Here is a 12,368-nt window from a genome sequence, read left to right as displayed (position 1 = left end):
CGGCGCCACCGGGGGGGGGGGGGCACCGCATCCTGCTGTTGGGCGGGTTGCTGGGCGCCCGTGGCGGCGGGGGCCCCGCCGGGGCCCAGCTGCTGGGCGCCGGCGAGGCCGGCGACGCGCAGCGCGGAATTGGCCCGGTCGGCATAGAACATGCGCTCCATGCGAAAGCGGTGGTCGGCGGCGGGGATGAGCTTGCCGAATTCGTGGATGATCGCCGCTTCGTCCTTGGCTTCCAGTTTCTCGATGCGCCAGAAAGGCGACAGCACCGAGCGCGCCGCCTCGACATTGCCCTGCGACAGATAGGAGCGGGCGAGGATGACCACGCCCTCGACTGTTTGTGGCTGGCTGCCGCCGAATGCCTGCACCACGATCTCAGGCGCGGGGTTTTCGCTGTAAAGCGCGCGCTCGCTGTTCTTGCGCAAGGCGATCAAGCCCGGCCAGTTCGGCAGCATTTTCGCAGCATCGGCGATCTCGCCGCTTGGCACCTTGTCGCCGCCATAGAGCGCGATCGACCAGGCAACGATATGCTGGTCGAGCGAATTGACCGGCAGGGCCTCGCGCACTTCACGCGCACCGGCAATGTCGTTCGCCGCCAGCGCATCGAGGCCGCTCTTCAGCCTGGCAACGCTGGCGGATGGGGATCCCGTATCTTGCAGGCCCGTATCCGGCAGGCCCGCATCCTGCAGATTTGGCATCGGAATGGCCGACGTCACCTGCACATCGATCTTGCCGGCGGCCACAAGGCTCGGCGTCAACAGGAGAATTGCGCCAAGCAGCGCGAAAAAATGAGGCTGCCTGGTCGGCATGGTCTTCATCATTTCCTGTCTTACGCATTACCAACAGGCACAGATCAACTGAAGCCTAATTGGCCGTGATGAAGAGCCCGTAAACAAAGGGCTATCAGGGTGGTTCAAATTGCGCTTGCTGGCACAACTGCCATGCTTGCCGCGCAACGGTGTCGAGACTATGGTGCGCCGCTTCGCTTTCGGCTAGAAGGCGCGCACGACAAAACACCTATAGCTCCTGGCGTCTTCTCAGACGCGCAAAGGGCGCTGTAGCACTTTAATTTGGTGCATGATCTTTTCCGAAATCGACTCCGATTTTCGGGGTCATGTGCTAGTCCCAAGGAGTTGGACGACATGCTGAGAGGCTCGCTTACTGCGCTCGTGACACCGTTCGAAAAGAGCGGCCGTTTCGACGAGAAAGCCTTTCGCGCTCTCGTCGCCTGGCAGCTCGCCGAAGGCACGACCGGTCTGGTTCCGGTCGGCACCACCGGTGAGTCGCCGACGCTGTCGCATGACGAGCATCGCCACGTCGTCAAGGTATGCATCGAGGTGGCCAAGGGCCGCGCTCCGGTCGTCGCCGGCGCCGGCTCCAACAACACCGAAGAGGCGGTTGGGCTAGTGCAATATGCCGAGAAGGCGGGCGCCGACGCGGCACTCGTCGTCACGCCCTACTACAACAAGCCGACGCAGCGCGGTCTCTATGCGCATTTCGCCGCGGTCGCCAAGGCGACCAGCCTGCCGATCATCATCTACAACATTCCGCCGCGCTCGGTGATCGACATGACGCCCGAGACGATGGGCGAGCTGGTACGTGACTTCAAGAACATCATCGGCGTCAAGGATGCCACCGGCAAGGTCGAGCGGGTTTCCGAGCAGCGCGCCACCTGCGGCAAGGATTTCATCCAGCTTTCCGGCGAGGACGCCTCGGCGCTCGGCTTCAATGCCCATGGCGGCGTCGGCTGCATCTCGGTGACGGCGAATGTCGCGCCGCGGCTATGCGCCGAATTCCAGGAGGCGACGCTTTCCGGCGACAGCGCCAAGGCGCTCGACCTGCAGGACCGCCTGCTGCCGCTGCACAAGGCGATTTTCCTGGAACCCGGCGTGTCCGGCGCGAAATATGCACTGTCGAAGCTCGGCAAGGTCGAGAACGTGCTGCGTTCGCCGCTGGTCACCGTCGAGCCGTCGACCGCCGAGAAGATCGATGCGGCCATGAAGCACGCCGGCTTGATTAACTAGGGATGAGGCGCCACCTCTCCGCATCATGAATCAAGTCAGAAAAGCCGATCCCAACAACAAGACCGTTGCGGAAAACCGCAAGGCGCGGTTTTCCTATGAGGTGCTCGACACGATCGAGGCCGGCCTGGTGCTGACCGGCACCGAGGTGAAGTCGCTGCGCCAGGGCCAGGCCAACATCCAGGACAGTTACGCCTCGGTCGAGGGCGGTGAGATCTGGCTGATCAACTCCTATCTGCCGGAGTACCTGCAGGCCAACCGCTTCAACCACGAGCCGCGCCGGCGCCGCAAACTCCTGCTCAACAAGCGCGAGATGGCCAAGCTGTCGCAAAGCGTCGACCGCGAAGGTATGACGCTGGTGCCGCTAAAAATCTATTTCAACGACCAGGGCCGGGCGAAGCTTTTACTCGCCGTCGGCCGCGGCAAGAAATTGCACGACAAGCGCGAAACCGAAAAGCAGCGTGATTGGTCGCGCGAAAAGGGCCGGCTGCTGAAGGAGCGTGGGTAGGCTGGGAGCCACTCTTTGAAGAACAGGATCGCCCTCTGGGGTGCGGCCAGCCTGATCCTGGCGTGCCTCGTCGCGGCCGGTGGCTATTTCTATTTCCTTCCGTTTTCTCCGGACCGCGACAAATATCCGGTCAGGGGCATCGACGTTTCCCATCATCAGCGGCAGATCGACTGGCGGCGTGTTGCCGCCGACGACGTCGCCTTCGCCGTCATCAAGGCAACCGAAGGCGGCGACTATGTCGACGATGCTTTCGCCGCCAATATGCGTGAGGCGCGCGCGGCCGGTGTGACGGTCGGTGCCTATCATTTCTTCACCTTCTGCAGGCCTGGCGCCGATCAGGCGAAGAATTTCATCTCCGTCGTGCCGCGCAATAAAGCGCTGCTGCCGCCGGTGGTGGATATCGAATTCGTCGGCAATTGTCCGCGGCGGCCATCGCCCGAAGAATTGAACAAAGAACTCTCGGCTTTCCTCGGCCCTGTCGAGGCAGCCTTCGGCAAGACGGCGATCCTTTATGTGACCGACGAGGCCGCACGGGTCTATGCCGCCCAGATCGTCGGCCGTCCGCATTGGGTTCGTTCGCTGGCGCTATGGCCAGGTCATGACGACTGGATCTATTGGCAGTACCACGACAAGGGTCGCGTCGACGGCATCAGCGGCGATGTCGACTTGAATGTCCTTCAGGGCGGGCAGGAGAAGTTGGCCGAGCTGTTTGCGCCGCCGCCCGAATCTATCTCTCGAGAAACGCCGCTATATCCCTGAAGACGTTGACGAACATCGCTTCCGTCAGCACGCCGGTGTTGGTGTTGTAGCGCGAGCAGTGATAGCTGGAAAATAGCGTCACGCCATTGGTTTGCTGCTGCCCGCCATGCTTGAACGGATATGCGGCAACACGCTGGCCGAGCGCCCGCACGGTCGACTGGTGCGCGATCGAGCCCAGCGCCAGCACGGCGCGCAGGTTTCTAAACCGCGCGATCGTCGGCACCAGGAACGTCCGGCAGGTGGCAATCTCGGCGCCGACCGGCTTGTTGTCCGGTGGCACGCAGCGCACTGCATTGGTGATCGCCGTGCCGACAAGCTCCAGCCCGTCATCGGGCCGCGCCTTGAATTGGCCGCGAGCAAAGCCGTGTGTGATCAGCGTGTTGTAGAGCAGGTCGCCGGCAAAGTCGCCGGTGAAGGGACGTCCGGTGCGGTTTGCACCGCGCAGGCCCGGCGCCAGTCCGACGATCAGCAGCCGCACCGCATCCTCGCCCTCCGGCGGCAGGAAGGTCGGCACCGGCGCATTGAACCAGGACGGCTCGCGTTGCCGCCATTGCGCGATAAAATCATGCAGCCGCGGGCAGAGCGGGCAGTCGCGATCGGGCTCAGGGGACGCGACCAGGGGAGCGGTCAAGACCGCCGCCGTCAATACTCGTCCTCGTCGACTTCGGCCGGTTCGGGCCGGCGCACCGGCCGCTCGGACGGATCGCGGCCGACCTCGCTCTTCAGCGTCATCAGGTCGATGAAATGGTCGGCCTGGCGGCGCAGATCGTCGGAAATCATCGGCGGCTGCGAAGCCATGGTGGAGACGATCGAGACCTTGCGCCCGCGCCGCTGCAGCGCCTCGACCAGCGTGCGGAAATCGCCGTCGCCGGAAAAGATGACATAATGGTCGACGACATCGGCGAGTTCCAGCGCATCCACGGTCAACTCGATGTCCATATTGCCCTTGATCTTGCGGCGGCCGGTCGAGTCGGTGAATTCCTTGGCCGGCTTTGTCACCACCTTGAAGCCGTTATAGTCGAGCCAGTCGATCAGCGGCCGGATCGAAGAGTATTCCTGATCCTCGACCAGCGCAGTGTAGTAGTAAGCACGCAGCAGATAGCCGCGCTTCTGGAAGCTCGACAAAAGCCTGCGGTAGTCGATATCGAAGCCGAGGGCGCGCGACGTTGCGTAAAGATTGGCACCGTCGATGAAAAGAGCGATTTTTTCCCTAGGGTCGAACATGGAAATATTCCTTTTCGAAAATAAGCGGTCTAAATGCGCGTGACTATCGGTCGGCTTGAAATAACCCCGGCTGACTTCGTCATTCGAGATAACGCCGGTTTTACGGCAATCCAAGGGTATGATGCTGGATAGCAAGCAATTGTGATCGGTGCCGTATAGTCGCATGCGGGTGGGCCCGGACTCGCATTGGCCCGGCCTTGGACCTGGCCCCGGAACCGGCATTGCCAAAAAGCTTGTATTTTGGCGGCGTTCGGGTTATGGACCGCGCCTGTTTTCCATCAAATCCAGGCATGAAAGGGGCAGCTCATGGCCCGCGTAACCGTTGAAGATTGCATCGACAAGGTCGACAACCGCTTCGAGCTCGTGCTTCTGGCCGGCCACCGCGCCCGTCAGATCAGCCAGGGCGCCCAGATCACCGTTCCTCGCGACAACGACAAGAATCCGGTCATCGCGCTGCGCGAGATCGCCGAGGAGACATTGTCGCCCGACGACCTCAAGGAAGACCTGATCCACTCGCTGCAGAAGCATGTCGAGGTCGATGAGCCGGAAGCCGACGGCGAGGCGATCGCCGACCAGACCGGTACCGCCGCTGCGGCAACCGATGCCGACGACACCGAGGACAACATCACCTTCGACCGCATGACCGAGGAAGACCTCCTGGCCGGCATCGAAGGTCTGGTGCCGCCGTAAAAAAGCGACGACTATTGATCTTGGCAGCCGCTGCCGACACTTTCGCGTCGGCGGTTTCGTGGTTATCTATGACATGCGCCGTACGCCAGTGCGGCGCATGATTCGTTTCAGCACTGCGAGATCCCGCCCATGATGCGTCAGTATGAGCTTGTCGAGCGCGTCCAGCGCTACAAGCCTGACGTCAACGAGGCGCTGCTCAACAAGGCCTATGTCTACGCCATGCAGAAGCATGGTCACCAGAAGCGCGCCTCCGGCGATCCCTATTTCTCGCATCCGCTTGAAGTCGCCGCCATCCTCACCGAAATGCACATGGATGAGGCGACCATCGCGGTTGCCCTGCTGCACGACACGATCGAGGACACCACGGCGACCAGGGCCGAGATCGACGAGCTGTTCGGTCCGGAGATGGGCAAGCTGGTCGAAGGCCTGACCAAGCTGAAGAAACTTGACCTCGTCTCCAAAAAGGCCGAGCAGGCTGAAAACCTGCGCAAGCTCTTGCTGGCGATCTCGGAAGACGTTCGCGTGCTGCTGGTCAAGCTCGCCGACCGCTTGCACAACATGCGCACTCTCGACCATGTGCCCGAAGCCAAGCGCCTGCGCATCGCCGAGGAAACGATGGATATCTATGCGCCGCTGGCCGGGCGCATGGGCATGCAAGGCATGCGCGAGGAGCTCGAGGAGATCGCCTTCCGCTTCATCAATCCGGAAGCCTACCGCGCCGTCACCGCGCGGCTCGCCGAAATCTTCGAGCGCAACAAGGATGTGCTGTCCGAGATCGAGAGGGCGCTGTCCACGCTGTTCGACAAATATGCCATCAAGGCCGAGGTCAAGAGCCGCCAGAAGAAGCCGTGGTCGGTGTTCCGCAAGATGGAGGCCAAGGCGCTGTCCTTCGAGCAGCTGTCCGACATTTTCGGCTTTCGCGTCGTCGTCGATACCGTCGAGGACTGCTACCGGGCGCTGGGCGCCATCCACACGACATGGTCGATGGTGCCAGGTCGCTTCAAGGATTACATCTCGACGCCGAAGCAGAACGACTACCGTTCGATCCACACCACCATCGTCGGACCGTCGCGCCAGCGCGTCGAGCTGCAGATCCGCACCCACCAGATGAACAAGATCGCCGAATATGGCGTTGCCGCGCATTCGATCTACAAGGACAGCGGCGGCAAGGTGAACGGCACCGCCCATGCGATCTCGAAGGAGACCAACGCCTATGCCTGGCTGCGGCGCACCATCGAGCAGCTTGCAGAAGGCGACAACCCCGAGGACTTCCTCGAAAACACCAAGCTGGAACTGTTCCAGGACCAGGTGTTCTGCTTCACGCCAAAAGGCATGCTGATCGCGCTGCCGCGCGGCGCCACGCCGATCGATTTCGCCTACGCCGTGCACACCGATGTCGGCGACACCTGCGTTGGCGCCAAGGTCAACGGTCGCATCATGCCGCTGATGACCGAGCTGAAGAATGGCGACGAGGTCGAGATCATCCGCTCCAAGGCGCAGGTGCCGCCGGCGGCGTGGGAGTCGGTCGTCGTCACCGGCAAGGCGCGCTCGGCGATCCGCCGCGCCACCAAGAATGCCATCCGCAAGCAGTATTCGGGTCTCGGCATCCGCATTCTGGAACGCGCCTTCGAGCGGTCAGGCAAGACCTTTACCAAGGAAAGCCTGAAATCGGTGCTGCATCGGCTGGCACGCAAGGACATCGAGGATGTGCTGGCTTCCGTCGGTCGCGGCGAACTTGCCTCCACCGATGTCATGAAGGCGGTGTTTCCCGATTACAAGGACGAGCGCGTCACGTTGGCCGCGCCCAAGCAGCGCGAGGAGGGCTGGTCGAAAATCCGCAACGCCGCCGGCATGCTGTTTCAGATTCCGGGGCGCGCGGCACGCAAGGACAAGGACCAGCCAAAGGACGGTGCCGTGCCGATCCGCGGCGTGCGCGGCGACCTGCCGGTGCGCTTCGCGCCGGAAGGTGCTGTGCCCGGCGACCGCATCGTCGGCATCGTGCAGCCGGGAACCGGCATCACCATCTATCCGATCCAGTCGCCGGCACTGCAGGCCTTCGACGACCAGCCCGAACGCTGGATCGACGTGCGCTGGGACATAGACGAACGCACCAAGGAGCGGTTTCCGGCGCGCGTCTCGGTCACCGCCATCAACGCGCCGGGGTCGCTCGCCGACATAGCGCAGGTCGTTGCATCCAACGATGCCAACATCCATACATTGTCGATGGTGCGCACCGCGCCTGATTTCACCGAAATGCTGATCGATCTCGAAGTCTGGGACCTGAAGCACCTGAACCGGCTGCTGTCGCAGCTCAAGGACAATTCGAGCGTCAGCGATGCAAGGCGCGTGAACGGCTAGAAATCACTACCGCATCGGCCCGAAAATCGGAATCGATTTTCGGAAAGCACGATGCGTAGGTAAAAGAGTTAGAGCGTACTTTGTGCGTCCAAGTGGACGCACGTCGCTCTAGCGTTGCTGGAGGCAAGGCAGAGATGAACACCGACGAAGTGCTGGGCATTTTCCGTGAAGCCGGTGCCGTTCTCGAAGGGCATTTCATCCTGACGTCGGGCTTGCGAAGCCCGGTCTTCCTGCAGAAGGCGCGGGTCTTCATGCATGCCGACAAGACCGAGCGCCTGTGCAAGGCGCTGGCCGATAAGATCCGCGCTGCTGTGTCCGGCAGGATCGACTATGTCGTCGGCCCGGCGATCGGCGGGCTGATTCCGGCCTACGAGACTTCGCGCCATCTTGGCGCACCGGCGATCTGGGTCGAGCGGGAAGGGGGCGAATTCAGGCTCCGCCGCTTCGAGATCGCCAAGGGTTCGCGCGTCGTCATTGTCGAGGACATCGTCACCACCGGCCTGTCGATCCGCGAGACCATCGACTGCCTGCGCGCGCTTGGCGCCGAGGTCGTTGCCGCTGCCTGCATCATCGACCGCTCGGCCGGCAAGACGGATGTCGGCGTGCCGCTGATCGCGCTCGCCGAATATGAGGTTCCGGCCTACCCGGCCGACAGGCTGCCGCCCGAGCTCGCCGCCATACCGGCCATCAAGCCGGGCAGCCGCAACATCTGATGCATGTCGCCCAAAAGTGCGCAGCGGTTTTGGGACAACGACATGCATAAACAACGTTAACTGAAGGCGCTACTGTGATTGCCGGCATCGATCATTTCGTGCTGACGGTTCGCTCCGTCGAAGACACCTGCGCCTTCTATCAGCGCGTGCTCGGTTTCAGGCGCCTCGACGAGCCGGACCGGCCGACGGCGCTGCTGTTTGGAACGCAAAAGATCAATGTGCATGAGGCAGGCCACACTTTCGAGCCGAAGGCCAAGGCGCCAACGCCAGGCTCCGCGGATTTCTGCCTGGTCGCCGCCCGTCCCCTCTCCGAGATATGCGCGAGCCTGGCGGCCAACGGCGTTGCCGTCGAAGTCGGGCCGGTCGAGCGGATCGGCGCCCATGGCCCGATGATGTCGGTCTATTTCCGCGACCCGGACGGGAATCTTGTCGAGGTCAGCGAGTATGGACCGTAGATAGCTGGGGTTGCTGCTGATCTCTGCGCCGAATTCGCCTCCTCAAATCCGCCGCCCGGCGCCCGACGAGCTTCGGTTGTCCTTCGGCCAGCATATCGCTATATCAAGGTCGTTGTTGCCTTTCGACGGCGGCAAAGCGCAAGATGTGGCTGTCGCGCCCGGGTGGTCGGAGCTGCAGCTTTTGGATATCAGGAAATGGAACAGAGTGCTTTTTCGACGCCGTAAGCCTGATGGTTTTTTCGAGCGGGTGCGTATCTATCTGTGGCTACGCCGCTCGTTCTCGCGCTCGCTGCGCCTGGCGGACAGAGCTGGAACCGACGGGCGGGAAGTTCCCGCCGAATGATCATTGGCATCGGCAGCGACCTGATCGATATCAGACGGATCGAAAAATCGCTGGACCGCCATGGCGAACGCTTCATCCAGCGCATCTACACCGAGGTCGAACAGGCCCGCTCCGAAAACCGCGGCGCCCGCGCCGCCTCCTATGCCAAGCGCTTCGCCGCCAAGGAGGCCTGCGCCAAGGCGCTGGGCACCGGTATGGCGCAAGGGGTGTTCTGGCGCGACATGGGCGTCGTCAACCTGGCCAGCGGCAAGCCGACCATGGCATTGACCGGCGGGGCGGCGGCGCAGCTGAACAAAATCCTGCCTGAAGGCCACAGAGCGGCGATCCACCTCACCATCACCGACGATTTTCCGCTTGCTCAAGCCTTTGTGATCATCGAGGCGTTGCCCGTCGAAGAAGCGCCATATTGATTGCATCTGACCACCGGCATGACGTTGCCCAGCGCGCGCCGAGACTCTATACCAACCAACGCATAATCGAGGACGACATGAGCGTGGCTGAAAAATCCCAGAAGAAATCCGGCGGACTTGGCGAAACCGTCAGCGTCATCGTCCAGGCGCTGTTGCTCGCTCTGGTCATCCGCACGCTCCTTTTTCAGCCATTCTCTATCCCGTCAGGGTCGATGCGGCCGACCTTGCTCGAAGGCGACTACCTCTTCGTCACCAAATGGTCCTATGGCTTCTCCCGCTATTCCCTGCCGTTCGGGCCGGACCTCTTTTCGGGCCGCATCTGGGGCGCCGAGCCGAAGCGCGGCGACGTGGCGGTGTTCAAGTTCCCGCCGGACCCCTCCGTCGACTACATCAAGCGCGTCGTCGGCCTGCCGGGCGACAAGATCCAGGTCAGGGACGGCCAGCTCTTCATCAACGGCGTCGGCGTGCCACGCCAGAAGGTCGGACAGATCGACAATCGCGACATCACCGAGAAGAGCGGGCCGGTCGACGTCTATCGCGAGACATTGCCGAACGGCGTCAGCTATGACACGCTCGACCTGACACCCAACTCGATCGGTGACGACACCCAGGAATTCGACGTGCCGCCCGGCCACTATTTCATGATGGGCGATAACAGGGACAATTCCTCGGACAGCCGCTTCACCGTCGGTTTCGTCCCCGACGAGAACCTGGTTGGCCGCGCCAACCTCATCTTCTTCTCGATCGGTGGCAGCGCCAGCCCGCTCGAAATCTGGAAATGGCCGTCGCAGATGCGCGCGTCGCGCCTGCTCCATTTCGTCAATTAGGATCATGGCGGCGACAAAACGGCTGACCGTCGACGCGCTCGCCGAAGCGCTCATGCAGCGCACCGGGCACGCCTTTGCCGACCGCCAGCGCCTGCAGCGCGCGCTGACCCATGCCAGCGCCCGCAGCATCCATGCCGGCATCGACTATGAGCGTTTCGAATTCCTGGGCGACCGTGTCCTCGGACTGGTCGTCGCCGACATGCTTCTGGTGGCGTATCCGGACGCTGCCGAAGGTGAGCTGTCGCTCCGGCTCAACGCGCTGGTCAATGCCGAGGTGCTGGCAGAGATCGCCGAGGAGATCGGCCTGCCGGAGCTGATCCGTGCCGGCTCGGACGTACGCGGCCTGGACGGGCGCAAGCGTGTCAATCTGCGGGCTGATGCGCTGGAATCGCTGATCGCCGTACTCTATCTCGACGGCGGGCTGGAGGCGGCCCGCGCCTTCATCCACAAATACTGGCGACCGCGCTCGCAGGCCACCGGTGCAGCCCGCCGCGATGCCAAGACCGAACTGCAGGAATGGGCGCATCAGGCCGCAGGCGCCGTGCCGGTCTACATAATTGACAGCCGCGAGGGACCGGACCACGATCCGCTATTCACCGTCAGCGTCAAGGTCGGCGCCTTTCCGCCGGCGACGGGCAGCGGGCGCTCCAAGCGCGAGGCCGAGCAAGCCGCCGCTACTGCACTGCTGTTGCGCGAAGGCGTCTGGCTAAATAAGGGGAGCGCGGCATGACCGCCACCGAAGACGTCCCGCCGGCAGCAGAAGCTGCCACCACGCACTCTGGCTTCGTCGCGTTGATCGGCGCGCCCAATGCGGGAAAATCGACGCTGGTCAACCAATTGGTCGGCGCCAAGGTGTCGATCGTCACCCACAAGGTGCAGACGACGCGCGCCATCGTGCGCGGCATCGCCATCCACAATAACGCACAGATCGTCTTCGTCGACACGCCGGGCATCTTCAAGCCGAAGCGGCGGTTGGACACGGCGATGGTGACGACCGCCTGGGGCGGCGCCAAGGACGCCGACATCGTGCTGTTGCTGATCGACGCCGAGCGCGGCATCAGAGGCGACGCCGACGCTATCCTCGAACGGCTGAAAGATGTCCGCCAGCCGATGGTGCTGATCCTCAACAAGGTCGACCGGGTTAAGCCCGAAGCGCTGCTGGCCCTGTCGGCGGCAGCCAACGAAAAAGTGCCCTTCAAGCGGACCTTCATGGTCTCGGCGCTAACCGGGTCGGGCTGCAAGGACCTGCTCGACTATCTCTCGGAAACCCTGCCTGCCGGCCCCTGGTATTACCCGGAAGACCAGATCTCCGACCTGCCGATGCGTCAGCTGGCGGCCGAGATCACTCGCGAAAAGCTCTATCTCAGGCTGCATCAGGAACTGCCCTATTCCTCCCATATCGAGACCGAGAAGTGGGAAGAGAAGAAGGATGGCTCGGTGCGCATCGACCAGACCATCTATGTCGAGCGTGACAGCCAGAAGAAGATCGTGCTCGGCCACAAGGGCGAAACGATCCGTGCCATCGGCCAGGCGGCACGCATAGAGATATCAGGCATCCTCGAACAGAAGGTGCATCTTTTCCTGTTCGTCAAGGTGCGCGAGAACTGGGGCGACGACCCCGAGCGCTATCGCGAGATGGGGCTGGAGTTTCCGCATTAGAGCATGTTCCCGAAAAGTGGGAGCCGGTTTTCGGAAAGATCATGCTCAAACAAGAAGTCACTATCGACACAACCCTCGTGAGCCGGTTGGTCGCCACGCAATTTCCCCGATGGAAGGATCTTGCTGTCAGGCCGATGGCATCAGGCGGATGAGACAACAGGACTTTTCGTCTGGGAGACCATATGCTGGTGAGGCTGCCGAGTGCGGCCGCCTATGCCACCTTCTCCCCGTATAGTGACGAGGAGAAGGGGCTGGCCGCAACTCTTTCTGCAACGCTGGAAATTGGCGAAATCACTCGCGAAGGCGTCTTTCTCCCCGTCACTATACCTATCGGATTCACACATTATGAACATCGAGCGTGGCTCCGTATTTGATGGCGGAGAATTCGGCGAGACCGATGCGCA

At 62.4% G+C, this 12,368-nt stretch carries 14 protein-coding genes and 2 pseudogenes; 13 read left to right on the top strand and 3 right to left on the bottom strand.

Annotated elements, in window-relative coordinates; genetic code table 11:
• Positions 1 to 806: pseudogene (locus tag NKH12_RS28120) on the bottom strand (lytic transglycosylase domain-containing protein); the annotation flags it as partial.
• 333 nt (positions 807 to 1,139) lie between these two features.
• Here NKH12_RS28120 and dapA point away from each other — a divergent pair.
• From dapA to NKH12_RS28105, 3 genes are read left to right on the top strand one after another with little or no spacing between them, the layout of a single operon-like run.
• On the top strand, positions 1,140 to 2,021 hold the full coding sequence (dapA, locus tag NKH12_RS28115; RefSeq protein WP_352956126.1) for a 4-hydroxy-tetrahydrodipicolinate synthase: 882 nt from the start codon (positions 1,140 to 1,142) through the stop codon (positions 2,019 to 2,021).
• Between the two features lie 25 nt (positions 2,022 to 2,046).
• Entirely contained in the window at positions 2,047 to 2,526 is a 480-nt protein-coding gene (gene smpB / locus NKH12_RS28110) for an SsrA-binding protein SmpB (protein ID WP_006202221.1), read from the top strand.
• A 15-nt stretch (positions 2,527 to 2,541) separates the two neighbouring features.
• A complete protein-coding gene (locus NKH12_RS28105; protein WP_352956125.1) occupies positions 2,542 to 3,285 on the top strand; it encodes a glycoside hydrolase family 25 protein in 744 nt (247 codons plus the stop codon).
• Here NKH12_RS28105 and NKH12_RS28100 read toward each other — a convergent pair.
• Together NKH12_RS28100 and NKH12_RS28095 are read right to left on the bottom strand one after the other, a co-directional pair.
• Positions 3,254 to 3,931 carry a uracil-DNA glycosylase gene (locus tag NKH12_RS28100; RefSeq protein WP_502910855.1) on the bottom strand — a complete coding sequence of 226 codons (678 nt, stop codon included), beginning with the start codon at positions 3,929 to 3,931 and terminating at the stop codon, positions 3,254 to 3,256. The genes NKH12_RS28105 and NKH12_RS28100 overlap by 32 nt on opposite strands.
• Complete coding sequence (locus NKH12_RS28095) at positions 3,928 to 4,509, bottom strand: LabA-like NYN domain-containing protein (RefSeq protein WP_192363832.1); 582 nt, start codon at positions 4,507 to 4,509, stop codon at positions 3,928 to 3,930. The genes NKH12_RS28100 and NKH12_RS28095 overlap by 4 nt, the downstream gene beginning before the upstream one ends.
• Positions 4,510 to 4,815: 306 nt before the next feature.
• Between NKH12_RS28095 and rpoZ the strand changes: the two genes are divergently transcribed.
• The 10 genes and pseudogenes from rpoZ to NKH12_RS30650 all read left to right on the top strand — a co-directional run bounded on the left by rpoZ (position 4,816) and on the right by NKH12_RS30650 (position 12,338).
• Positions 4,816 to 5,199 carry a DNA-directed RNA polymerase subunit omega gene (rpoZ, locus tag NKH12_RS28090; protein WP_352956123.1) on the top strand — a complete coding sequence of 128 codons (384 nt, stop codon included), beginning with the start codon at positions 4,816 to 4,818 and terminating at the stop codon, positions 5,197 to 5,199.
• 129 nt (positions 5,200 to 5,328) lie between these two features.
• The gene (locus tag NKH12_RS28085; protein WP_352956122.1) at positions 5,329 to 7,557 is read left to right on the top strand and encodes a RelA/SpoT family protein; all 2,229 of its coding nucleotides are present in this window, start codon (positions 5,329 to 5,331) and stop codon (positions 7,555 to 7,557) included.
• 134 nt (positions 7,558 to 7,691) lie between these two features.
• Positions 7,692 to 8,270: an orotate phosphoribosyltransferase gene (pyrE, locus tag NKH12_RS28080; RefSeq protein ID WP_352956121.1), complete on the top strand. Its 579-nt coding sequence runs from the start codon at positions 7,692 to 7,694 to the stop codon at positions 8,268 to 8,270.
• 74 nt (positions 8,271 to 8,344) lie between these two features.
• On the top strand, positions 8,345 to 8,725 hold the full coding sequence (locus tag NKH12_RS28075; protein ID WP_352956120.1) for a VOC family protein: 381 nt from the start codon (positions 8,345 to 8,347) through the stop codon (positions 8,723 to 8,725).
• A gap of 205 nt (positions 8,726 to 8,930) precedes the next feature.
• Positions 8,931 to 9,020: pseudogene (locus NKH12_RS28070) on the top strand (DUF2062 domain-containing protein); the annotation flags it as partial.
• A 44-nt stretch (positions 9,021 to 9,064) separates the two neighbouring features.
• Positions 9,065 to 9,478 carry a holo-ACP synthase gene (gene acpS / locus NKH12_RS28065; protein ID WP_352956119.1) on the top strand — a complete coding sequence of 138 codons (414 nt, stop codon included), beginning with the start codon at positions 9,065 to 9,067 and terminating at the stop codon, positions 9,476 to 9,478.
• 77 nt (positions 9,479 to 9,555) lie between these two features.
• Positions 9,556 to 10,305, top strand: coding sequence for a signal peptidase I (lepB, locus tag NKH12_RS28060; protein WP_352956118.1), 750 nt, complete (start codon positions 9,556 to 9,558; stop codon positions 10,303 to 10,305).
• A gap of 4 nt (positions 10,306 to 10,309) precedes the next feature.
• Entirely contained in the window at positions 10,310 to 11,035 is a 726-nt protein-coding gene (gene rnc, locus NKH12_RS28055; RefSeq protein ID WP_352956117.1) for a ribonuclease III, read from the top strand.
• Positions 11,032 to 11,964, top strand: coding sequence for a GTPase Era (era, locus tag NKH12_RS28050; RefSeq protein WP_352956116.1), 933 nt, complete (start codon positions 11,032 to 11,034; stop codon positions 11,962 to 11,964). The genes rnc and era overlap by 4 nt, the downstream gene beginning before the upstream one ends.
• Before the next feature lie 182 nt (positions 11,965 to 12,146).
• On the top strand, positions 12,147 to 12,338 hold the full coding sequence (locus tag NKH12_RS30650) for a hypothetical protein (protein WP_502910854.1): 192 nt from the start codon (positions 12,147 to 12,149) through the stop codon (positions 12,336 to 12,338).
• The last annotated feature ends 30 nt before the right edge of the window (positions 12,339 to 12,368 follow it).

It is taken from the genome of Mesorhizobium sp. M1322 (genome assembly GCF_040318085.1).
In the GTDB taxonomy this organism is placed as follows: domain Bacteria; phylum Pseudomonadota; class Alphaproteobacteria; order Rhizobiales; family Rhizobiaceae; genus Mesorhizobium.
Note: the sequence above shows the minus strand (reverse complement) of the source record. Positions and strands in the feature narration are given on the sequence as shown.